The following is a 20,727-nucleotide window of genomic DNA, read 5'->3' as shown; positions in this document are numbered from 1 at the left end:
GCTCACAACTTCAGATCGAGCAATCCATCGCCCAGATCCTCATCAGACAATGTCTGCTGGATCAGTGCGCGATGAGCCTGCTCGCTCCATAGTTCGAACTTGTCGCCCATGCCTAACAGCACGGCGCGCTTTTCGATGCCCACCGCAGCGCGATGGCTCGGCGGGATGGTGATGCGGCTGTTGGCGTCCAGCTCCAGCGCGGCCGAGGAACCGACCAGCTTCTGCTGCAGGATCCGCACCACGCGCTGGGTGTTGGGCTTGGCCATGACGTCGTCACGGACCCGCTCCCATTCCTTTTCCGCGTACAGCCACAGGCATCCGGCCTCGAACGGGTTGTAGGTCAGCACCAGCCGATTGCCGCTCGCGCGCACGACGAGGTCGCGGTACGCGGTGGGAACCGCCATACGCCCCTTGTCGTCCACTGTGATTGCGGTCTCGCCCTGAAACACGACGCCTACACCTTTCCAAATCCGCCTGGGCGGTCATTGAACCACGAAAAACCACAAAAAACCCGGTTTTCCCTCAGGTGCCCACCTTAGCAGCGCGCGAAAGGTTGTCAACAACTTTGCGACCGATAAATCGCCAGCCACATCAATGGCTTGCGCCATTCTTTAGAGACTTGTTCAAAGCTTATCCACAAGTTGCTGTTTCGTCTCATATTTTGAGATTGGGGGAAAATTCAGCCCTGTGCACAGGGCGTTAAGACGGCGGTCGGCTGCCGTGCCGGCGGCCGGCCGGCTCGCGCGCCACTGCGCAAAGCCGCACAATCGGCGGCCTATGTGCCTGGTCGCCCTCGCCCTCCGCTCGCACCCGCGCTGGCGCCTGCTGCTGGTCGGCAACCGCGACGAATTCCATGCCCGCCCGACTGCCCCGCTGCAGCGCTGGGCGGCTCCGGCGCAACGCGTGCTGGCCGGACGCGACCTGCGCTCGGGCGGCAGCTGGGTGGGCCTAGACGACGCCGGCCGCTGCACCGTGGTCACCAACGTGCGCGATCCGCTGGCGTCGATGTCCGGCGCCTCGCGTGGCGCCCTGGTCGCCGACTATCTGGCCGGCACCGATCCGGCGGCCGCCTTCGCCGCCGCCCTGGCGCTGCGCGCCGACGCCTACCCGCCGTTCAACCTGCTGCTGGCCGACGCCGACGGCGCCGAATACATCGGCAACCACCCGCCTGCCCGGCAGCGCCTGGCGCCCGGCATCCACGGCATGTCCAACGGCGCGCTGGACGCGCCCTGGCCGAAGACCGCGCGCCTGTGCGACACCGTGGCCGACTGGATCGCCGCAGGCGACGAGGACCTGGCCCCGCTATGGCGAGCGCTGGCCGACGAGACCATCGCCGCCGACGCGCAGCTGCCCGACACCGGCGTGGGCCTGGAACTGGAGCGGCGCCTGTCGCCGGCCTTCATCCGCGGCCACGACTACGGCACCCGCGCCAGCACCATCGTGGCGGTGGACGGCGACGGACACGGCTGGATCCACGAGCGCCGCTTCGGTGCGGACGGGGTGTTTTTAGGGGAGACGCGGCTGGAAGGGCTCGGGACCGGGGACTCGGGACTCGGGTTCCGGTAAGAGCCAAAGCAAAAGCGAGGCGTGTCGCTCCCGCCGCTTTTTCCCGGCACCCGATCCCGCGCGGCGCGAAGGCGCCGCACATGCGACAATACCCATGGCGGAGTCGGCCAGACAGTCGCGTCATCCGGTGCATTTCGATGCAAAGGGTGCCGAGGAAAGTCCGGGCTCCATAGGGCAAGGTGCCAGGTAACGCCTGGGCGGCGCGAGCCGACGGATCAGTGCAACAGAAAGATACCGCCTAAGTCTGCGCAAGCAGACCGGTAAGGGTGAAATGGTGCGGTAAGAGCGCACCGCGAGTCCGGTAACGGACCGGTACGGCAAACCCCACCTGGAGCAAGACCAAATAGGGACCTCATGGCGCTGCCCGCGTCGGGTCCGGGTAGGTTGCTCGAGCGCCGCGGTGACGCGGCGCCTAGAAGAATGACTGTCCACGACAGAACCCGGCTTATCGGCCGGCTCCGCCACTTTTTCCAGATCTCGAGACCTCCCGCAGACCCCCCGGGTTCGGAGGCTTTAGCCTGGCTGTGATGACCACCCTTTCAGGCTGGCACGCGCCCGCAGGGCGGCCCACCCTTGCGTCGATGCAATGGTTGCACTATTTTGGACGTATGCCGACGATCGTCCGTTTCGCCAACAGCGTCATCACGATGTACGCGGCCGACCATCTTCCACCACATTTCCACGTCCGTACCAAGGATGGTCGAGAAGCCTTGATCGTTATCGAAACCCTTGCGGTTCTGGCTGGCCGCCTAAGCCGGCGCGAGCTGAGTGCGGCACTCGAATGGGCCGCCGCAAACAAGGCCGCCCTCGTCACCCGATGGCAGGAGTTGAATCCATGAACCAGCCTCAATTCGTCATTACCCAGGTGAAGGCCGTAGATATTGGCGAACTTGCGTTGACCTTCGCCGACGGCTTCACTTGCAGGGTCGATCTAAGCGACGTCCTGGCCTCGCATCCGTCCCTGAAGAAGGCGCGGATGCCGCATGTCTTCTACAAGGTCTCGCTCGATGAATGGAAACGTGGCGTCATCTTCGACGGCAACGATGACCTAGCGCTCGCCAGTGACAACCTACGGGCACTCGCCATTGAGCAGGCCGGTGACTACTCGCACCAGCAGATCATCGCCTGGATGCATCGCCACGACCTGACGCTGGATTCGGCGGCCGCGGCATTGGGCGTGAGCCGGCGCATGCTGGCGTACTACCGAAGCGGCGAGAAGCCCGTTCCCAAGAGCATCGGGTTGGCGATGCTGGGATGGGAAGCCGAACAAGCAGGGTTCCGATACCCGGCAGTCGCCTGACAACGCATTGGCTGGGAGCGGCGGTTGGCGATCGCACGCGGCAGGTCAGCCGGCATGCGCGCGGTATTGCGTCCGCCTCAGCCGCCGTACAACGCCTTGCGCGGCGCGCCGGTGATTTCCGCGGCCAGCTTGGCGGCGGTGGACGGCGGCAGGTGTTCGCTCAGCGTGGCGTAGACGCGGCGGCCTTCGGCCAGTTGCGCGTCGGCATCGTCGCCGGCGCCCTGCACGATCAGCACGAACTCGCCCTTGCGCTGGTTGTCGTCGGCTTCCACCCGCGCCTGCAGGTCGGCCAGGCTGCCGTCGAGCACGGTCTCGAACAGCTTGGTCAGTTCGCGCGCCAGTACCGCCGGGCGCGCGTCGCCGAACGCGGCGCGGCAGTCGGCCAGGGATTCGACGATGCGATGCGAGGACTCGTAGAACACCAGCGTGCGCGGCTCGCCGGCCAGGCGTGCCAGGCGCTCGCGGCGGGCGGAGGCCTTGGCCGGCAGGAAGCCTTCGAAGCTGAAGCGGTCGCTGGGCAGGCCGGCCACGCTGAGCGCGGCGATCGCCGCGCAGGCGCCGGGCACCGGGCTGACCCGCACCCCGGCCTCGCGCGCCGCGCGCACCAGCCGGTAGCCCGGGTCGCTGACCAGCGGGGTGCCGGCGTCGCTGACCAGGGCCAGCGAGTCGCCGCCGAGCAGGCGCGCGACGATGCGCTGCGCCAGCGCCTCTTCGTTGTGCTCGTGCAGCGCCAGCAGCGGCTTGTCGATGCCGAAATGCGCCAGCAGCTGGCCGCTGCGGCGGGTGTCCTCGGCGCAGATCGCGGCGACCGCGCGCAGCACCTCCTGCGCGCGCGGCGTCAGGTCGGCGAGGTTGCCGATCGGCGTGGCGACAACGTGCAGGGTTCCGGGCTGGGCGCTCATCTACGGCTTTCCATGGTCAAGGGTAGAATCGTAGCGGTTTTCCCCGGCGCGCCCCGGCGTGCCCTGCCGAATGGACCAGAAATGAACAAGCGATTCGCAAGGATTTCCGCCCTGTCGCTGCTGGCGCTGCTGTTCGCCGGCTGCGCCACCACCAGCGTCACCCAGAGCGCGTCGCCGGCCCAGTCCGCGGCGCTGGCGCTGCTGGACCAGGGCAAGCCGCGGGAAGCGGCGCAGCAGTTGGAAGCGCAGGCCGCCGGCGCCACCGGCAGCGAGCGCAATCAGTTGCTGGCCGATGCCGCCTTCGCCTGGTACGAGGCCGGGGACGTCGCGCGCGCGCGCAGCCTGGTGGCGCAGGTGCAGCCGCGCCAGCTGTCGGGCCTGAGCAAGGTGCGGCTGGCCCTGGTCAACGCCGAGCTGGCGCTGGTCGACCGGCAGCCGGCGCAGGCGCTGCAGGCGCTGGGCAGCGATCCGCAGGCGGTGCCGCAGAACCTGCGCGCACGCTGGCACCTGGCCCGCGCGCAGGCGCTGGAAGGCACCGGCGACGGCAACGCGGCGCTGGACGAACGCGCCCGCGCCGATATCGGCCTGACCGGCCAGGCGCGCACCGACAACCAGCGCGCCATCGTGCGCCTGCTGGCCGCCTTGAACGACGCCACGCTGCAGGCGCGCGCCGCCGCGCTGCCGGCCGGCGACCCGCTGTACAACTTCGCCGGGCGCGCGCTGATCAGCCGCGGCCTGCCGCTGCCGCGCCCGTTCGACCGCGGCGCGCAATGGGGCTTCGACACCAGCAAGCGCCCCCCCGCCGAGCGCGACGGCTATCGCCCGCCGGCCAAGCTGGCGGTGCTGCTGCCGCTGAGCGGCAGCCTGGCCACCGCGGCCGCGCCGGTGCGCGACGGCCTGCTCGCCGGCTACTACGGCGAGACCCGGCGCCGCCCGGAGATCAACTTCATCGACACCACCGGCACCGCCGCCGGCGCGCTGGCCGCCTACCAGAAGGCGATCGATGGCGGCGCCGACTTCGTGGTCGGCCCGCTCGGCCGCGACGAGGTCAGCGCGCTGTTCGCGCGCGATGCGCTGCCGGTGCCGCTGCTGGCGCTGAACCGCGGTACCGCCGCCCCGCCCGCCGGCAGCGCCGGCTTCTCGCTGGCGCCGGAAGACGACGGCATCGCCGCCGCCGAATACCTGCTGGCGCACGAGCGCCGCAACGCGCTGGTGATCGGCAGCAACGACGACAACGGCCGCCGTGCGGTGGCCGCGTTCCGCGAGCGCTTCAGCGAGCGCGGCGGCAAGGTCGTGGCCAGCGTCAGCGTGGCAGAGACGCCGGGCGATGTCGGCGCGCAGCTGCGCAATGCCGGCGCCGCCGACGCGGTGTTCCTGGCGGTCAAGGGCGGCACCGCGCGCGCGCTGGCGCCGCAGCTGGCGCTGGCCGGTTTCGCCGGCAAGAGCCGGGTCGCGACCTCGCAGCTCGTGCTGGGCACCGGCAAGGCGGAGGACGACCTGGTGCTGGACGGCATCGCCTACCCGAGCGAACTGTGGAACGTGCGCGGCGTCGGCGGCCTGCCGGCGGCGACCAGCGTGGCCGAGACCCTGCCGACCGCGCGCGGCCCGGCCGGGCGCCTGTTCGCGTTCGGCTACGACGCCTGGCAGATCAGCGCCTACCTGGAAAAGCTCGCCACCGGCGCCGAAGCCAACCTGCGCGGCGCCACCGGCGTGCTGCACCTGGACGGCTTCGGCAACATCCTGCGCACTCCGGCCTGGTCCACCTTCAGCGGCGGGCGCGCGACGCCGCTGCCCGATGGGCGTTGACCGCCGGCAACGCGGCAACGACGTGGAAGCGGCGGCGCGCGCCGAACTGGAGCGCGCCGGGCTGCAACTGATCGCCGCGAACGTGCGCTATCGCGGCGGCGAACTGGACCTGGTGATGCAGCAGGCGCAGTGCCTAGTGTTCGTCGAGGTGCGCTACCGGCGCACCGACGCATTCGGCGGCGGTGCCGCCTCGGTCGACCTGCGCAAGCGCCGCCGGCTGGTGCTGGCCGCGCAGCTGTTCCTGGCCGCGCACCCGCACTACGCGAACTGGCCGTGCCGCTTCGATGTGGTCGAGGCCGACGGCGAACCGCCGCGGCTGACCTGGCTGCGCGACGCATTCCGCGCCGACGACTGCTGACATGCCCAGCATCTTCACCCACGCCGCGGTGCCGCTGGCGCTGTGGGCCGCCGCCGATCGCGGACGCATCTCCGGGCGCCTGCTCGGCGCCGGCATCGCCGCGTCGATGCTGCCGGACCTGGACGTGGTCGCGTTCGCCCTGCACATTCCCTACGCCGATGCGTTCGGCCATCGCGGCGCCAGCCATTCGCTGCTGTTCGCCGCGTTGCTGGCCGTGCTCGGCGCGCTGCTGCACCGACCGTTGCGCGCCGGCGCGCTGCAGGCGACGACGTGGATGTTCGTGTGCACCGTCTCGCACCCGCTGCTCGACGCCATGACCTCCGGCGGGCTCGGCGTCGCGCTGGCGTGGCCGTGGAGCGAGCACCGCTGGTTCGCGCCGTGGCGGCCGATCCGGGTGTCGCCGTTCGCCAACGGCTTCTTCGGCGCGCGCGGCGTCGCCACCCTGCTGTCGGAACTGCGCTGGGTGTGGCTGCCGCTGGCGGCGGCGGTCGGCGCCTGGAAACTGCTGCAGCCGCCCTCCTCTCCCGCACCGCGTTCGCCACCATGACCACGCCCTTGCCAGCCGCCCTGACCGATACCCTCGCCGCACTGCTCGGCGGCGACGGCTGGCGCACCGACGACGCCAGTCGCCGCAGCTACGGCGAGGACGATTCGCGGCGCTGGGCGTTGGCCGACGCGGTGGCGCTGCCGCAGACCCGCGAGCAGGTGCAGGCGATCGTGCGCGCCTGCCGCGCGCATCGCGTGCCGATCGTCGCACGCGGCGCCGGCACCGGCACCGCCGGCGCCGCGGTGCCATTCGGCGGCGGCGTGGTGCTGTCGTTCGCGCGCATGAACCGCATCGTGCAGCTGCGCCCGCAGGACCGCTGCGCGGTGGTCGAACCGGGCGTGCTCAACGGCGACCTGCAGCAGGCGCTGATGCCGCACCGCCTGTTCTGGCCGCCGGATCCGTCCAGCGCCGAGATCTGCAGCATCGGCGGCAACCTGTCGACCAATGCCGGTGGCCCGCGCGCGGTGAAGTACGGCGCCACCCGCGACAACGTGCTCGGCGTGGTCGCGGTGACCGGCACCGGCGAGCTGATCCGCTGCGGCGGCGCCTACACCAAGGACGCCACCGGCTACGACCTGACCCATCTGCTGGTCGGCAGCGAAGGCACCCTGGCGCTGATCGTGGAGGCCACGCTGAAGCTGTCGCCGCGGCCGCTGGCGCAGGCCGGACTGCGTGCGTTCTACCGCGATGCCGGCAGCGCCGCGGCGGCGGTGTCGCGGCTGATGGCGCAGCCGACCACGCCGGCGATGCTGGAATTCATGGACCGCAGCGCGATCGCGCTGCTGCGCCGCAACGGCAGCGACGTGCCCGAGGCCGGCGCGATGCTGCTGATCGAAGCCGACGGCGACCACGACACCCTGCCCTATGCATTGCAGGCGCTGGGCGCGGCGGCCGAAGGCGACGGCCTGCTGTCGCTGGACGTGGCCACCGACGGCGCCGCGCGCGACCGGCTGTGGGCCGCGCGCCGCGCGCTGTCGCCGGCGCTGCGCACGATCAAGCCGGGCAAGATCAACGAAGACGTGGTGGTGCCGGTGTCGCGCATCCCCGAACTGGTGGCCGGGGTGGAAGCGCTGGCGGCGGAGTTCGACCTGCCGATCGTCGCCTTCGGCCACGCCGGCAACGGCAACCTGCACGTCAACATCATGTACGCGCCCGACGATGCCGCCGAGACCGCGCGTGCGCACGCCGCGCTGCCGCGCCTGTTCGCGCTGGTGCTGGCGCTGGAAGGCACGCTGTCGGGCGAGCACGGCATCGGCGTGGCCAAGCGCGACTACATGGCGCAGGCCTTCGACGCGGCCACGCTGGACGCGATGCGCGCGGTGAAGCGCGCGCTGGACCCGGACGGCATCCTCAATCCGGGGAAGGTGTTGCCGGACAGATAGCGCGGCTCGGGACTCGGGACTCGGGACTCGGGACTCGGGACTCGCAAGAATCGGCCTGATGCCGCGTGCAGGCAACCGGCGACCGCTTTTTGTAGGAGCGGCTTCAGCCGCGACGAACGAAGCGAAAAAGGCTGACAACGTCGTAACCTGTCGAGGCTGAACCATCCTGTGGCACACGGGGCCAACCCTGGCCACGTTTGCGGGAGATGCCCAGTCGGCAGCCGCGACTCGCATTGTTGGCAGCACCTGCACAGTCGACGTCGCCTCGCCGGCGTCAAGGCATGACCATCCGGCCATGCGACCGAGGCATGAATGCACGATAGTGCCGCGGTGCGAACGGGGACGTGCGGCGCATCCGTGCCGCGACCCGAGCGCCCACACCAGGAACGGCGCTTCATGACGATCAGATTCGGCCTCGCGGCCGCCGTTGCATGGCTGGCCGGCTGCGGCGTCGCGACGGCGCAGCCGATCGCCGAGCGCTCGATCGAGACCGCGACGCTCTCCGCCACGCTGTACACGCCCGAGGACACTGCGGCGCACCCGGCGGTGCTGGTATTGGGCGGCGCGGAAGGCGGACGCGCCTGGGCCAAGCGCATCGCCAGGCGCCTGGCCGAGCAGGGCTACGTCGCGCTCGCACAGAGTTACTTCAATGGGCCTGGCCTGCCGTCGCAACTCAGTGCGATCCCACTGGAACGGCTGCAGGCCGGCATCGACTACCTGGCGCAGCAAGGCCCGGCAGCGCCGCCGCGGATCGCCGTGCTGGGATTGTCCAAGGGCGCCGAAGCCGCACTGACGCTGGCTGCGCACGATGCGCGCATCGCTGCGGTGGTCGCCGCATCGCCATCGGACGTGGTCTGGCAGGGCATCGACCGCAGCGGCGGCGCAGCGGCCAGCTCGTGGACCCTGGCCGGCACGCCGCTGGCCTACGTGCCCTTCGCGCCCTGTCCAGATTGCAAGGGCTTGCTCGATCTCTACACGCACAGCGGCAAGGCGGTCGCCGCCGACAGCCCTGCCAGGATCCCGGTCGAACGCATCCACGGCCCGGTGCTGCTGATCGCCAGCGCGCAGGACCAGGTGTGGCCGTCCGCACAGATGGCCGATGCGATTGCCGAGCGGCTGCGGCGGCGCCAGTTCGCCCACCAGGTCAGCGTGCTGCAATACCCACAGGGCGGACATTTCGCCTTCGGCCTGGCGCCGACCGAGACCACGCTGCAGGAAGACATCGGCTTCGGCGGCGGCACGCCGTCAGGACTGACCGCAGCGCGCGCGGACAGCTGGACGCGGACCACGGCGTTCCTGGATGCCGCATTGCGCGACACCGGCGATACGCGTCCGGCAGCACCCGTGCGCTGACCCGGCAACCTGCACGTCGGCACCAGTACGCCCCAGCACCACTCGCAGATGCATAGCCACGGCTGTTCAGGCTGCTGGACGGCACGCTGTCGGGCGAACGCAGACATCGGCGCGGCCAAGCGCGACCACATGGCGCAGGCCTTCGACGCGGCGACGCTGGACGCAGCGCGGTGAAGCGCGCGCTGGACCCGGACGGCGTTCTCGATCCGGGAGAGGTGCTGCTGGATAAGTAGCTGAGCGAAGACCGGGAAAAGTGCAGCTCGCGCGTGCAGAGAAGGTTAGCGCCCCGCAATTCTGATCGACGCCGTCGCATCCCTTGGCCATGCGCTGCATTTTCTGATCACCGCCTTTGCCTTTGCTGTTGCCGTTGGCTTTGCTGTTGCTGTTGCTGTTGCTGCTGTTGCTGCTGTTGCTGTTGTTGCTGTTGTTGTTGCTCGTGGATTGGCTTTTGACTTACCGGGTCCCTTCCGCAGCGGCGGGCGTGGCGGGGAAAAACCCGAAGGGCGACGCGCATGGATGCGCGTCGTTCGCGGCAGGGGCAGGAGCCCCTTCCGCGAATCCCCGCCGCCCCCGCGGACCTGGAGCGCGCAGCGCGGAAGGCGCGAGGACGGGGTGTGCTTTCTTTTGGTTACTTTGATCAGCCTTCGGCTGCTGTAAAGCGCTTCTTTGCACAAGCAAAGAAAAGTGACTCGCGCCCGTAGGGCGTGAAATGCTTTGAACACTACGCTACCTGTCAGCAACCATGATCAAGCACTGGAGCGTGCCGGCCTGATCCATGAGCCATCCAGTCGCGGCAGCGCTTATCGGCGCAACTATAGCGACGCACGCGATATCGCCGCACCCAGACATCAACGAAACTCAGGATTGCTCTGCACCCCGATGAAACGCAACCCCACACCCGGCTCCGTAGCGATGTAGCGCGGCGCCACCGCGCTGTCGCCGAGCTTCTGCCGCAGCTTGCCGACCAGGATGCGCAGATAATGGGTGTCCTCTTGATGCGTCGGCCCCCACACTTCGCGCAGCAGCTGCGGCTGGGTGAGCACGCGCCCGCTGTGGCGCAGCAGCAGCGCCAGCAACGCATATTCCTTGCGGCTCAGCGGCAGCGGCTCGCCATCCAGGCGCACCTCGCGCAGGCCCAGGTGGATGTGCAGGTGGCCGTCGTCGAACACCGGCTCGGCTTCGCCGGCGGCCGGTTGCATGCGCAGCAGCACGCGGATCCGCGCCATCAGTTCCTGCACGCCGAACGGCTTGGTCACGTAGTCGTTGGCGCCGGCATCCAGCGCCTGCACCTTCTCCGTTTCGCCGGCGCGCACGGTGAGCATGATCACCGGCACCGTGGACCACTGGCGCAGTTCGCGCAGCACGCTGTGCCCGTCCTGATCGGGCAGGCCGACGTCGAGCACTACCAGTTCGGCGCCGTGCGCGGCCAGCTGCGCCAGGCCGTCGCCGCCGGTGGCCGCCTGCAGCACGCGGTAGCCCTGCGCGCGCAGGCTGATGTCCAGGAAGCGCCGGATCTGCGGCTCGTCGTCGATGACCAGCACGCGCGGCGGCGGAATCGGATCGGCGTGGGAGTCAGTCGGCATCGGGGCGGGGCGGCGGGGCGGCGGGTTCGATCAGCGGCAGGGTAATGCGGATCGTGGTGCCGCGGCCATCGGCGCCGGGCAGCGCCTCGACGCTGCCACCGTGCGCGCCGATCATGCCCTGGCAGATGGTCAGGCCCAGGCCGGTGCCGTGGCGGCCGCGGTCGCCGCGCTCGACGCTGTAGAACATGTCGAAGATGCGCGCGCGCTCGTCCTCGGGAATGCCCGGGCCGCGGTCGCCGATATCGATGCGCAGGCGCCCGTCGACCATCGCCGCGGCGACGCGGATCGCCTCGTCCTGCGGCGAAAACTTCGCCGCGTTCTCCAGCACGTTGAAGATCGCCTGCTCGACCAGCGCCGGGTGCACCCACAGCGTCGGCAGGTCCGCCGCCAGCGCGATGTCCAGCCGCACCTGCGGCTGGTAGCGCTGCAGCCGCCGCGCGGCCGAGCCGATCAGTTCGTCCACGCCGATCCAGTCGCGGTTCAAGGTCAGCCCGGTGTGGCCGAGCCGGGTCATGTCGAGCAGGTTCTGGATGTAGCGGTCCAGGCGCTCGCCTTCCAGCTGGATCGTCTCCAGCAGGCTGCGGCGGTCGTCGGCGTCCATCGCCTGGCCATAGCTGGACAGGCTGCTGGCGGCGCCGATCATCGCCGCCAGCGGCGAGCGCAGGTCGTGCGACACCGACGACAGCAACGCCGAGCGCAGGCGCTCGGTCTCGCCGCTGACCCGCGCGCTTTCCAGGTCGGCGACCAGCCGCGTGCGCAGCGCGGCCTGGCCGATGTCCTCGACCATGGCCTCGGCCAGACGCTGCTGCTCCAGCCCGGGGCGCTGCACGCCGGCAGCGAACTTCAGCCCGACCACGCCGATCGCGCCGCGTTCGTGGCGCACCGGCAGGAACCACCAGCTGGCGCCGGCCAGGGTGTCGGTGAAGCGGCCGGTGGCCTGGCCGTGGCGCTGCGCCCAGTCGGCGGCGCTGCGGTCCACCGCCGCCATCGACGGCGCGTAGTCGTGCGCGCCGTCCTGCGCCGCGGCGTGCGCCGCCTCCAGCGGCTGCAGCCGCACCCACGCTTCCGCTTCCAGCGTGGCGGCCAGCGCACGGCGCCCGGCCTCCAGCACCTGGCCCAGGTCGGCGGCACTGGTCAGTTCGCGGCCCAGCCGCTGCAGCGCGGTGGTCTGCGCGTTGGCCGCGCGCAGCGCCAGCACCTGCATGCGCAGCCGCGACGCCAGCCGCCCGGCGACCAGCGCCGCGACCAGGAACAGCAGCACCGTGACCAGGCCCTGGCGCGCGCCGATGTGCAGCGTGTAGCGCGGTTCGATGAAGAAGAAGTTGTAGGCGAAGAAGCTCAGCAACGCCGACAGCACCGCCGCGGCCATGCGCGTCTTCGCCGCGACCATCACCACCGCGACGATGAACACCATCGACAGGTCGTCGATGCCGACCCAGCGTTCGGCGATCCAGGCCACCGCCACCGCCAGCAGCGAAGCGACGGTGGCGAACGCCAGGTCGTCGCGCGACAGCCAGTGGCCGGGACTGCGCCAGCGCCGCCGCGCGCGTGCGCGCGCTTCCGGCGAGCTGATGATGACCAGTTCGTAGTGCGCGCCGCGCTGCAGCAGTTGCTGGGTCAGGGTGCGGTTGATCATCCGCGCCAGCGGCCGCTCGCGGGTGCGGCCGAGCAGCAGCGTGGACACGCCGTTGTGCGCGGCATGGTCGAGCAGCGCATCGGCCACGCTGGCGCCATGCAGCAGCGCCGCGTCGCCGCCGAGCCTGCGCGCCAGCGCGAAGGCGCGATCGATCTCCAGCTGCCACGCTTCTTCCGGCTGCGCCTGGGTCTGCACGGTGACCACGCTCCATGGCGCGCCGCGGCGCTCGGCCAGGCGCCGCGCCACCCGCACCAGGTAGTCGGACTGGCCGCGCCCGTCGATCGCCACCAGCACCCGCCGCCGCAGCGCCACGCCGGTGCGGCCCTGCGCGGCCTGCACGTCGCGCAGGTCGTTGTCGACGCGGTCGGCCGCAGTCTGCATCGCCAGTTCGCGCAGCGCGGCAAGGTTGGACGGCGAGAAGAAGGCCTGCAGCGCCTGCCCGGCCTGCTCGGGCAGGTACACCTTGCCCTGCTGCAGGCGCTCGATCAGCTCGCGCGGCGGCAGGTCGACCAGCACGATGTCGCGCAGCCGGTCGAAGATCGCATCGGGCACGGTCTCGCCGACGCGGATGCCGGTGATGCGGTGGACCACGTCGTTGAGGCTTTCCAGGTGCTGGATGTTGACCGTGCTGTAGACGTCGATGCCGGCGTCGAGCAGTTCCTGCACGTCCTGCCAGCGCCGCTCGTGGCGGCTGCCGGGCGCGTTGCGATGGGCCAGTTCGTCGACCAGCACGAGCGGCGGGCGCCGTGCCAGCAGCGCGTCCAGGTCCATTTCCTCGAGCGTGCGGCCGCGGTACTCCACGCGCCGCCGCGGCTGCACGGTCAACCCGTCGAGCAGCGCCGCGGTCTCCGCGCGGCCATGGGTCTCGACCACCCCGACCACCACCTCGCTGCCCTGCTGCTGCAGCTGCCGCGCGCGCGACAGCATCGCGTAGGTCTTGCCCACGCCCGGCGCCGCGCCCAGGAACACGGTCAGGCGCCCGCCGCGCTCGCGCTGGAGCGCGCCGATCAAGGCGTCGGCCTGTTGGGTGCGGGGATCGGGCATAGGTGCGGTTCGGGACTCGGGACTCGGGACTCGGGACTCGCAGAGCGTACAGCGCGGGCCGTCGGCTTATTGCTTTTGTTCTTGATTTTCCCGAGTCCCGGGTCCCGAGTCCCGAGTCCCGGCTCCATCCAACGCCAGGTTCAACGCCAACACATTCACCCGCGGCTGGCCGAGCACGCCGAACTGGCGCGGCTGCACCTGCGCGGCGACCAGCGCGGCGACGGTCGCGACCGGCAGCTCGCGGGCGTTGGCCACGCGCGCCACCTGTTGCTGCGCCGCGGCCACGCTGATGTCCGGGTCCAGGCCGCTGCCGGACTGGGTCAGCAGGTCGTCCGGCACCTGTGCCGCGGCGACGCCGTCGCGCGCGGCCAATGCTGTGCGCGCGTCGGCGATGCGCTGCTGCAGTTCGGGATTGCTGCGCGCCTGGTTGCTGCCAGCCGCGGCCATCGGGTCGAACTTGGCCGCCGACGGCCGCGGCTGGAAGTAACCGGGCGCGGCGAACGGCTGCGCGACCAGCGCCGAGCCGAGCACGCGGCCGTCGCGTTGCAGCAGGCTGCCGTTGGCCTGCGCCGGGAACAGCGCGCCGGCGAACAGGGTAGCGAGCAACGAGTACAGCGCGGCGGCGCCCAGCACCAGCAGCGGCAGCACCACCGCGGCGCGCCAGCGCAGCGGTTCGCGACAGGAAAGGGAAACCGGGGAAACGTTCATCGCGGGAGATCCGGAAAGGAAGCGGAAGATCGGTGCCAGGCTCAGCCCAGCGCCACCAGCAGCAAGTCGATCAGCTTGATCCCGACGAACGGCAGCAGCACGCCGCCGACGCCGTAGATCAGCATGTTCCGGCGCAGCAGCGAGGTCGCCGTGGCCGGGGTGAAGCGCACGCCGCGCAGCGCCAGCGGGATCAGCGCCGGAATCACCAGCGCGTTGAAGATCAACGCCGCCAGCACCGCATGGGTGGGGCTGGACAGGCGCATCACGTTCAGCGCGGCCATCTGCGGGATCGAGGCGGCGAACAGCGCCGGCAGGATCGCGAAATACTTGGACACGTCGTTGGCCAGCGAGAAGGTGGTCAGCGCGCCGCGGGTGATCAGCTGCTGCTTGCCCACTTCCACCACCGCCAGCAGCTTGGCCGGATCCGAATCCAGATCGACCATGTTGCCGGCTTCCTTGGCCGCCTGCGTGCCCGAGTTCATCGCCAGGCCGACATCGGCCTGGGCCAGCGCCGGCGCATCGTTGGTGCCGTCGCCGACCATCGCCACCAGGCGACCGCCGGCCTGCTCGGCACGGATGCGCGCGAGCTTGTCCTCCGGCGTGGCCTCGGCGATGTAGTCGTCGACGCCGGCCTCGGCGGCGATCGCCGCGGCGGTGAGCGGGTTGTCGCCGGTGATCATCACCGTCTTGACGCCCATCGCGCGCAGCCGCGCGAACTTCTCGCGCACTCCATGCTTGACCACGTCCGACAGCTCGACCACGCCGAGCACGTGCCGGCCCTCGGCCACCACCAGCGGCGTGGCGCCGCTGCGCGCGACCTGCTCCACCCGCCCCTTCAGTTCCGCCGGCACCTGCCCGCCCAGCGCGGTGACGTGGCGGATCAGCGCATCGGCCGCGCCCTTGCGGATCGAACGCGGCGGGTGTGGCCCCTGCGCGGGCAGGTCGACGCCGGACATGCGCGTCTGCGCGGTGAAGGCGACGAAGCTGGCGCCATCCGGGTCGGCCGGCGGCAGGCCCTGCTCGCGCGCCAGGCGCACGATCGACTTGCCTTCCGGGGTCGGGTCGGCCAGCGAGGACAGCATCGCCGCCTCGCGCAGCTGCGCCGCATCGACGCCGCTGAGCGCATGGAACGCGGTGGCCTGGCGGTCGCCGTAGGTGATGGTGCCGGTCTTGTCGAGCAGCAGCACATCGACGTCGCCGGCCACCTCCACCGCCTTGCCCGACTTGGCCAGCACGTTCGCCGACAGCGCGCGGTTCATACCGGCGATGCCGATCGCCGGCAACAGCCCGCCGATAGTGGTCGGGATCAGGCACACCAGCAGCGCGATCAGCAGCAGCGGGTCGATGCGCACGCCGACGAAGCCGGCGATCACCGGCAAGGTGGCGACCACGATCAGGAAGGTCAGGGTCATCGCCGCCAGCAGCATGGTCAGCGCGATCTCGTTCGGGGTCTTCTGCCGGTTGGCGCCTTCGACCAGCGCGATCATCCGGTCCAGGAAGCTATGCCCCGGCTCGGCGGTGACCTTCACCACGATCTCGTCGGACAGCACCTTGGTGCCGCCGATCACGCCGGAGCGATCGGTGCCGGCCTCGCGCAGCACCGGCGCCGATTCGCCGGTGACCGCGGCCTCGTTGATGGTGGCCACGCCGTGCACGATCTCGCCGTCGGCCGGAATGAGCTCTCCTGCGGAGATCACCACCAGGTCGCCGGGCTTCAGCTCCGCGGCGGGAATGCTGGTTTCGCCATCCAGTTGCGCGCTGCTCACCCGGCGCGCCACCAGGTCCTTGCGCGCGCGCCGCAGCGAAGCGGCCTGGCCGCGGCCGCGCGCCTCGGCTACCGCTTCGGCGAAATTGCCGAACAGCACGGTGAGCAGCAGGATCGCGGTCACCGCCCAGCCGAAGCCGGGCGCGCCCTGCCCGGCCGCGGTGATCAAGGCCGACAGCAAGGTGCCGGCGAATACCACCGCCATCACCGGGCTGCCGAGCAGATGGCGCGGCGAGAGTTTCAGCACGCTGGCGCGCAGCGCCGCACGCAACGCGGGGCCGTCGAGCAGACCGGGCTTGTGGACCGAGGAAGAAGCTTGCGGAAGCGGAGTGCTCATGGTCGTGGTCTCAGTGCGCGGCAAGCGTCAGGTGATCGGCGATCGGGCCCAACACCAGTGCCGGCGTGAATTGCAGAACGGTCAGGACCGCGATGACCGCGATCAGGGTCAGCGCGAAGGTCGGCGTTTCCACCTGCAGGCTGCCGCCGGTTTCCGGCGCCACGCGCTTGCGCGCCATCTGCGCGGCCACGACCAGCGGCACGATCAGCGCCGGATAGCGGCCCAGGATCAGCACCAGCGTGCAGGTCAGGTTCCACCATGGAATACCGTCGCCGAGGCCTTCGAAGCCCGAGCCGTTGTTGGCGAACGCCGAGGTGTACTCGTAGAACACCTGGCTGATGCCGTGGAAGCCGGGATTGGAGGTGGCGGTGATGGCCGCCGGCATGGCCAGGGTCAGCGCGGTGAAGCCGAGCAGCACCAGCGGCTGCAGCAGCACCAGCAAGGCCAGCAGGCGCACTTCGCCAGCCTCGATCTTGCGGCCGAACAGTTCCGGCGTACGCCCGGTCATCAGCCCGGCCAGGAACACGCTGAGCAGCAGGTACACCAGGAACTGCTGCAAGCCGCAGCCGATGCCGCCCCAGATCGCGTTGACCAGCATATCGACCATGGCCACGCCGCCGGTCAGCGGCGCCAGCGAATCGTGCATCGCATTGACCGAGCCGTTGGAGGTCTGCGTGGTCAGCGCCGACCATGCCGCCGACGCATCGGCGCCGAAGCGCACTTCCTTGCCTTCCATCAGCGCCGCGCTCGCGGTGCTGGCCGAATGGCCTTCGGACCACACCGCCACCGCGGTGGAGGCCAGCGACATCGCCAGCATGCTGCCGAACACCAGCGCGGTGAATTTGCGGCGCCCGGTGAACGGCCCGACCATGAACGCGATCGCGACCGGGATCAGCACGATCGCCAGCATTTCCAGCAGGTTGGAGAACGGGGTCGGGTTCTCCAGCGCCATCGCGCTGTTGGGGCCGTACCAGCCGCCGCCGTTGGTGCCGAGCTGCTTGATCGCCACCATCGCCGCGACCGGGCCGAGCGGGATCTTCTGCGTGGCCATGCCGGCGCTGGCGTCCAGCGGCGTCGCCACCGGACCGGCAGCCAGCGTCGACGGCACGCCCTGCTGGGTCAGCAGCACCGTCCACAGCAGGCACAGCGGCAGCAGGAAGCGCAGCGTCGGCCGGATCACGTCGGCCCAGTAGTTGCCGACGTCGGCCTCGTCGACGCTGAGCGTCGCAGTCTGCGAACCGCCGTTCGCTGCGGCCGCTCGCCCACCGAACAATGCACGCAACGTCGCCACCACCAGCGCCAGGCCCATCATCGGGGTGACGAACTGCAACCCGACCACGCCCACCGCCTGCGACAGGTACGACAGCTGCGCCTGGCCGGAGTAGTGCTGCTGGTTGGTGTTGGTCAGGAACGAGACCATGGTGTGCAGCGCGGTGTCCCAGCGCATGTTCGGCACCGCGTCGGGATTCAGCGGCAGCCAGGCCTGGGTGACGAACAGCGCGAACACCAGCACGCCCAGCACCAGGTTGCTGGCCAGGAACGCGGCAGCGTAGCCGCGCCAGCTCATGCCCTGCGCCGGATCGGTGCCGAGCAGCCGGTACAACGGCCGCTCGATCCAGCCGAACAGCGCGTCGCTGCGCATCGGCGCACCGCGCATCACCTTGGACAGGTACAGGCCGAGCGGCCAGCCGAGCAGCAGCGCCAGCGCATAGACAAGCAATGTATCGATCATGTCGGCGGTCTCGGCTCAGAAGTCTTCGGGACGCAGAATCACGTACAGCAGGTAGCCGGCGGCGACGATCACCGCCACGCCGCAGATCAGCGATAGCCAGGTCGGCATGTCATCTCTCCTAGGGAATCAGAACGTGGCTTGCAGCGCGGCTTCGACGCGCGCGCCGGCCATGCCGGGGAACAGCCGCTCGGCGGCGCGGTCGCTGTCGTGCGCGGTCAGCCGCAGCTCCAGCCCGGGGCCGCCCTGGCGGCCGCTGGGCAGGGCGAACACCGCGCTGACCAAGCCATGGCTGTAGCTGTCGGCGTAGCCGCGGGCGAGCCAGTAATGGCCGACCGCCGCCTCGACGCGGAAGCGCTCGTTGAACGGATAGCGCGCGCCGAGCTGCGCATAGGTGCCGGTGCTGTCGCTGGCCAGCGCGTCGTCGGACCAGCCGAGCTGCGCCCACACGCGCTGCTTCCAGGTCACGGTCGCGCCCAGCTCGGTCCAGTTCAGCGCGGCGGCCGAGGGGTATTGGTAGCGGGTCAGGTTCGCGTCCCAGGCCCAGTCCGGCGTCCACTGGCCGCGCCAGCCGAGCACGCCGTCGACTTCGGTGCTGGCGTGCGGGGCGCTGTCGAACTTGATCGACGAAGCCCACAGCGACGCGTATGCGCCGTTGTCGGCGGCCAGCGCCAGGCCGGCCTGCACGGCGGGATCGCCGTCGCTCTGGGTGCTGCCGCGCCAGACATAGTCGCTGGTCAGCGTGGCGTTGCCACTGACGCTGGCGGCGTGCGCCGATGCCGCGCAGGCAAGCAGGGAAAGCGCGAGCGCGCCGCGCGACATGGGCCGGCGGGCGATGCGGGGAAGCGGGGAACGCATGACGTGAGGTCCAGGGCGGAACCGTTCCGCCGACCTGGTCATGTTCCGGCGCGGGGCCGTAAAGTCGCTATCGGCCGACGCCGGTCGCGGCGTAAATTCCGCGTAATTTCCGCCACGGGCTGGCGGCCGGATACAGGAAAGGCCGGCATCGCGCCGGCCTTTCCGTCACACGCACATTCAGTGCAGCGGCACGCTCAGGCTCGACGGCGCCGCCGCCGGCGAACTGAAGCTGACGCTGCCGCCGAAGCGGCTGGCCGAGGTGTAGCGCGGATCGGTGGTGTCGACCACCAGCACCAGGCGGTTGCCGGCCGGGATCTCGGCGGCGGTCGCCTGCAGCGGCAGATCGATCGTGGTCGCCACGCCCGGGGTCGCGTTGCGCAGCGAGTACGGCGCATGGGTGAGCAATTTCCCCACACCCAGGCCGTCCATGCTGTAGAGGTAGGCGAACAGCGACACGTTGGCCTGGCTCGGGGTCACGGTCACGCGCAGGGACGGGCTGCCGGCCAGGCGCTTGGTGCTGGCATACGCCGGGCCGGCCCAGACCGCGGCGCCACTGCGGGTCACCAGCGGGATCGAGGTGGTGACCGGCGCGCCCAGGCCCTGCAGCAGGCCGCTGACCAGCAACACGCCCGAATCGGCCAGGGTCGGCACGCCGGTGGCGATGCGGTGGCTCCAGCCGGTGCTGGTCGCGCCGGCCAACGTGCCGGTGGGCGCCAGCAGGCCGCTCGGGCGGGTCAGTCCGTAGCGGGTCGCGCCGGCCTGCACGCTGTTCCAGTCGGCATAGCGCAGCCAGGTACCGCCGAGGGTGGACAGCTGCACCGGCAGCTCGCTGTCCACGCCGTTGGCCTGGCCCTTGAGGTAGTGGTCGAACCAGCGGGTGGTCTCGGTGTAGATCTCGTTCGGCAGGCCGAGCGCGCCCGGCAGTTCGGCGGTGGCGTGGTCGCCCTGGCTGAACATCAGGTGCTTGGGCACGGTCAGGCGGTTGTACAGGTCGATGTACTGGTTCGGCGGGAACAGGCCGTCGTTGAACGCATTGGCCAGCAGCACCGCCGGGCGGTTGCGGTTGAGCGCCTGCAGCTCGTTGATCACGCCGCGCTCGCCGGCCTTGGGCAGGAAGCCCTGCACCGCGCCGTCGTAGTCGCCGACCGCGACCCGCGCGCTGATCTGCGCCAGGTCCGGGCCGGGCCGGCCGGTGATCGCGCCGGAGGCGACCAGCAGGGCCACGCCCTGCTCGCTGACGGTGGCGTTCGCGTACAGCGAGGCCTGCAGGTCCGCCCAGCCGCTGAGCGCGGCGACCGCCTTGATCCGCGGATCGCGCGCGGCGGCGAGCAGGCTGGTGCCGGCACCGTAGGAAATGCCGGAGACGCCGATCGCATTGGCATTGGCCGGGGTGTTGGCCAGCGCCCAGTCGATCACCGCGCTGACGTCCTCGACCGTCGCCGCTCCGGCGATGTCGATCTGCCCGGCCGAATCCCAGAACCCGCGCGAGGTGTAGCTGACCACCACGTAGCCATTGCTGGCCAGTTCGCTGGCGCGGCCCACGTATTCCAGGTTGGGCAGCGACCAGCTGGCCGGCATCACCACCAGCGGGAACGGCCCGTCGCCCTGCCCCTGCGGTACCAGCACCAGCGCGCCGAGCTTGGTCCCGTCCCAACCCGGGATGGTCTGATACTGCTTGCTGAAGCCGCCGGCGAAGGCGGCGGCGGAGAACAACAGCATCGCGCACAGGGCGATGCAGCGGGACACGGACGTACGCATGTACTGCCTCCCAAACGGCGCCGGGTCGGAATGGCCCAGCTGCCAGATACGGTTACGAACACGCGACGTGGGGGTGTCGAGTGCCGCGACCATAC

The 20,727-nt window shown here is 70.6% G+C and carries 18 protein-coding genes and 1 other RNA gene; 9 read left to right on the top strand and 10 right to left on the bottom strand.

Annotated elements, in window-relative coordinates:
- Positions 1 to 2: 2 nt before the first annotated feature.
- Complete coding sequence (locus NUG20_RS04575; protein WP_255424114.1) at positions 3 to 404, bottom strand: division/cell wall cluster transcriptional repressor MraZ; 402 nt, start codon at positions 402 to 404, stop codon at positions 3 to 5.
- 373 nt (positions 405 to 777) lie between these two features.
- Between NUG20_RS04575 and NUG20_RS04570 the strand changes: the two genes are divergently transcribed.
- The 4 genes from NUG20_RS04570 (at position 778) to NUG20_RS04555 (ending at position 2,866) form a co-directional block, all read left to right on the top strand.
- Complete coding sequence (locus NUG20_RS04570) at positions 778 to 1,566, top strand: NRDE family protein (protein WP_263397270.1); 789 nt, start codon at positions 778 to 780, stop codon at positions 1,564 to 1,566.
- A gap of 99 nt (positions 1,567 to 1,665) precedes the next feature.
- Positions 1,666 to 2,030, top strand: an RNA gene (rnpB, locus tag NUG20_RS04565) — RNase P RNA component class A.
- A gap of 63 nt (positions 2,031 to 2,093) precedes the next feature.
- Entirely contained in the window at positions 2,094 to 2,405 is a 312-nt protein-coding gene (locus NUG20_RS04560; protein ID WP_263397269.1) for a DUF4160 domain-containing protein, read from the top strand.
- On the top strand, positions 2,402 to 2,866 hold the full coding sequence (locus NUG20_RS04555; RefSeq protein WP_263397268.1) for a DUF2442 domain-containing protein: 465 nt from the start codon (positions 2,402 to 2,404) through the stop codon (positions 2,864 to 2,866). Before NUG20_RS04560 ends, NUG20_RS04555 begins: the two co-directional genes overlap by 4 nt.
- A gap of 77 nt (positions 2,867 to 2,943) precedes the next feature.
- Here the strand turns inward: NUG20_RS04555 and rsmI are convergent, their stop codons facing one another.
- Entirely contained in the window at positions 2,944 to 3,768 is an 825-nt protein-coding gene (gene rsmI, locus NUG20_RS04550) for a 16S rRNA (cytidine(1402)-2'-O)-methyltransferase (protein WP_263397267.1), read from the bottom strand.
- A gap of 81 nt (positions 3,769 to 3,849) precedes the next feature.
- On the opposite strand from rsmI, the gene NUG20_RS04545 reads away from it, so the two are divergent.
- The 5 genes from NUG20_RS04545 to NUG20_RS04525 all read left to right on the top strand — a co-directional run bounded on the left by NUG20_RS04545 (position 3,850) and on the right by NUG20_RS04525 (position 9,214).
- Positions 3,850 to 5,574, top strand: coding sequence for a penicillin-binding protein activator (locus tag NUG20_RS04545; protein ID WP_263397266.1), 1,725 nt, complete (start codon positions 3,850 to 3,852; stop codon positions 5,572 to 5,574).
- Positions 5,564 to 5,932, top strand: coding sequence for a YraN family protein (locus NUG20_RS04540; protein ID WP_263397265.1), 369 nt, complete (start codon positions 5,564 to 5,566; stop codon positions 5,930 to 5,932). Before NUG20_RS04545 ends, NUG20_RS04540 begins: the two co-directional genes overlap by 11 nt.
- A gap of 1 nt (position 5,933) precedes the next feature.
- Complete coding sequence (locus tag NUG20_RS04535) at positions 5,934 to 6,479, top strand: metal-dependent hydrolase (RefSeq protein ID WP_263397264.1); 546 nt, start codon at positions 5,934 to 5,936, stop codon at positions 6,477 to 6,479.
- Positions 6,476 to 7,861, top strand: a complete 1,386-nt coding sequence (locus tag NUG20_RS04530) for an FAD-binding oxidoreductase (RefSeq protein ID WP_263397263.1) — start codon at positions 6,476 to 6,478, stop codon at positions 7,859 to 7,861. The genes NUG20_RS04535 and NUG20_RS04530 overlap by 4 nt, the downstream gene beginning before the upstream one ends.
- A 396-nt stretch (positions 7,862 to 8,257) precedes the next feature.
- Positions 8,258 to 9,214 (top strand): acyl-CoA thioester hydrolase/BAAT C-terminal domain-containing protein, encoded by a 957-nt coding sequence (locus NUG20_RS04525; RefSeq protein WP_263397262.1) that lies wholly within the window; start codon positions 8,258 to 8,260, stop codon positions 9,212 to 9,214.
- 848 nt (positions 9,215 to 10,062) lie between these two features.
- On the opposite strand, the gene NUG20_RS04520 is transcribed toward NUG20_RS04525, so the two are convergent.
- The 8 genes from NUG20_RS04520 to NUG20_RS04485 form a co-directional block, all read right to left on the bottom strand.
- On the bottom strand, positions 10,063 to 10,797 hold the full coding sequence (locus NUG20_RS04520; protein ID WP_263397261.1) for a response regulator: 735 nt from the start codon (positions 10,795 to 10,797) through the stop codon (positions 10,063 to 10,065).
- The gene (locus NUG20_RS04515; protein ID WP_263397260.1) at positions 10,787 to 13,477 is read right to left on the bottom strand and encodes an ATP-binding protein; all 2,691 of its coding nucleotides are present in this window, start codon (positions 13,475 to 13,477) and stop codon (positions 10,787 to 10,789) included. Before NUG20_RS04515 ends, NUG20_RS04520 begins: the two co-directional genes overlap by 11 nt.
- Positions 13,478 to 13,543: 66 nt before the next feature.
- Positions 13,544 to 14,185 (bottom strand): potassium-transporting ATPase subunit KdpC, encoded by a 642-nt coding sequence (kdpC, locus tag NUG20_RS04510; RefSeq protein WP_263397259.1) that lies wholly within the window; start codon positions 14,183 to 14,185, stop codon positions 13,544 to 13,546.
- Between the two features lie 41 nt (positions 14,186 to 14,226).
- The gene (kdpB, locus tag NUG20_RS04505) at positions 14,227 to 16,287 is read right to left on the bottom strand and encodes a potassium-transporting ATPase subunit KdpB (protein ID WP_263397258.1); all 2,061 of its coding nucleotides are present in this window, start codon (positions 16,285 to 16,287) and stop codon (positions 14,227 to 14,229) included.
- A gap of 10 nt (positions 16,288 to 16,297) precedes the next feature.
- Entirely contained in the window at positions 16,298 to 18,019 is a 1,722-nt protein-coding gene (gene kdpA, locus NUG20_RS04500; RefSeq protein WP_263397257.1) for a potassium-transporting ATPase subunit KdpA, read from the bottom strand.
- 15 nt (positions 18,020 to 18,034) lie between these two features.
- Positions 18,035 to 18,127 carry a potassium-transporting ATPase subunit F gene (locus tag NUG20_RS04495; protein ID WP_046977662.1) on the bottom strand — a complete coding sequence of 31 codons (93 nt, stop codon included), beginning with the start codon at positions 18,125 to 18,127 and terminating at the stop codon, positions 18,035 to 18,037.
- A gap of 18 nt (positions 18,128 to 18,145) precedes the next feature.
- Positions 18,146 to 18,874, bottom strand: coding sequence for a TorF family putative porin (locus NUG20_RS04490; protein ID WP_263397256.1), 729 nt, complete (start codon positions 18,872 to 18,874; stop codon positions 18,146 to 18,148).
- Between the two features lie 177 nt (positions 18,875 to 19,051).
- Positions 19,052 to 20,632, bottom strand: coding sequence for a CocE/NonD family hydrolase (locus NUG20_RS04485; protein WP_263397255.1), 1,581 nt, complete (start codon positions 20,630 to 20,632; stop codon positions 19,052 to 19,054).
- Between the last annotated feature and the right edge of the window lie 95 nt (positions 20,633 to 20,727).

It is taken from the genome of Xanthomonas sp. CFBP 8443, from assembly GCF_025666195.1.
Classification (GTDB): domain Bacteria; phylum Pseudomonadota; class Gammaproteobacteria; order Xanthomonadales; family Xanthomonadaceae; genus Xanthomonas_A.
The sequence above is the reverse complement of the archived record's forward strand: the minus strand, read 5'-3'. Positions and strand labels throughout refer to the sequence as shown.

Excerpts from the sequence above, each read along its gene's own strand:
- NUG20_RS04575 (WP_255424114.1), bottom strand. The coding sequence starts at position 404 with ATGGCGGTTCCCACCGCGTACCGCGACCTCGTCGTGCGCGCGAGCGGC.
- NUG20_RS04570 (WP_263397270.1), top strand. The coding sequence starts at position 778 with ATGTGCCTGGTCGCCCTCGCCCTCCGCTCGCACCCGCGCTGGCGCCTG.
- NUG20_RS04560 (WP_263397269.1), top strand. The coding sequence starts at position 2,094 with ATGACCACCCTTTCAGGCTGGCACGCGCCCGCAGGGCGGCCCACCCTT.
- NUG20_RS04555 (WP_263397268.1), top strand. The coding sequence starts at position 2,402 with ATGAACCAGCCTCAATTCGTCATTACCCAGGTGAAGGCCGTAGATATT.
- rsmI (WP_263397267.1), bottom strand. The coding sequence starts at position 3,768 with ATGAGCGCCCAGCCCGGAACCCTGCACGTTGTCGCCACGCCGATCGGC.
- NUG20_RS04545 (WP_263397266.1), top strand. The coding sequence starts at position 3,850 with ATGAACAAGCGATTCGCAAGGATTTCCGCCCTGTCGCTGCTGGCGCTG.
- NUG20_RS04540 (WP_263397265.1), top strand. The coding sequence starts at position 5,564 with ATGGGCGTTGACCGCCGGCAACGCGGCAACGACGTGGAAGCGGCGGCG.
- NUG20_RS04535 (WP_263397264.1), top strand. The coding sequence starts at position 5,934 with ATGCCCAGCATCTTCACCCACGCCGCGGTGCCGCTGGCGCTGTGGGCC.
- NUG20_RS04530 (WP_263397263.1), top strand. The coding sequence starts at position 6,476 with ATGACCACGCCCTTGCCAGCCGCCCTGACCGATACCCTCGCCGCACTG.
- NUG20_RS04525 (WP_263397262.1), top strand. The coding sequence starts at position 8,258 with ATGACGATCAGATTCGGCCTCGCGGCCGCCGTTGCATGGCTGGCCGGC.
- NUG20_RS04520 (WP_263397261.1), bottom strand. The coding sequence starts at position 10,797 with ATGCCGACTGACTCCCACGCCGATCCGATTCCGCCGCCGCGCGTGCTG.
- NUG20_RS04515 (WP_263397260.1), bottom strand. The coding sequence starts at position 13,477 with ATGCCCGATCCCCGCACCCAACAGGCCGACGCCTTGATCGGCGCGCTC.
- kdpC (WP_263397259.1), bottom strand. The coding sequence starts at position 14,185 with ATGAACGTTTCCCCGGTTTCCCTTTCCTGTCGCGAACCGCTGCGCTGG.
- kdpB (WP_263397258.1), bottom strand. The coding sequence starts at position 16,287 with ATGAGCACTCCGCTTCCGCAAGCTTCTTCCTCGGTCCACAAGCCCGGT.
- kdpA (WP_263397257.1), bottom strand. The coding sequence starts at position 18,019 with ATGATCGATACATTGCTTGTCTATGCGCTGGCGCTGCTGCTCGGCTGG.
- NUG20_RS04495 (WP_046977662.1), bottom strand. The coding sequence starts at position 18,127 with ATGCCGACCTGGCTATCGCTGATCTGCGGCGTGGCGGTGATCGTCGCC.
- NUG20_RS04490 (WP_263397256.1), bottom strand. The coding sequence starts at position 18,874 with ATGCGTTCCCCGCTTCCCCGCATCGCCCGCCGGCCCATGTCGCGCGGC.
- NUG20_RS04485 (WP_263397255.1), bottom strand. The coding sequence starts at position 20,632 with ATGCGTACGTCCGTGTCCCGCTGCATCGCCCTGTGCGCGATGCTGTTG.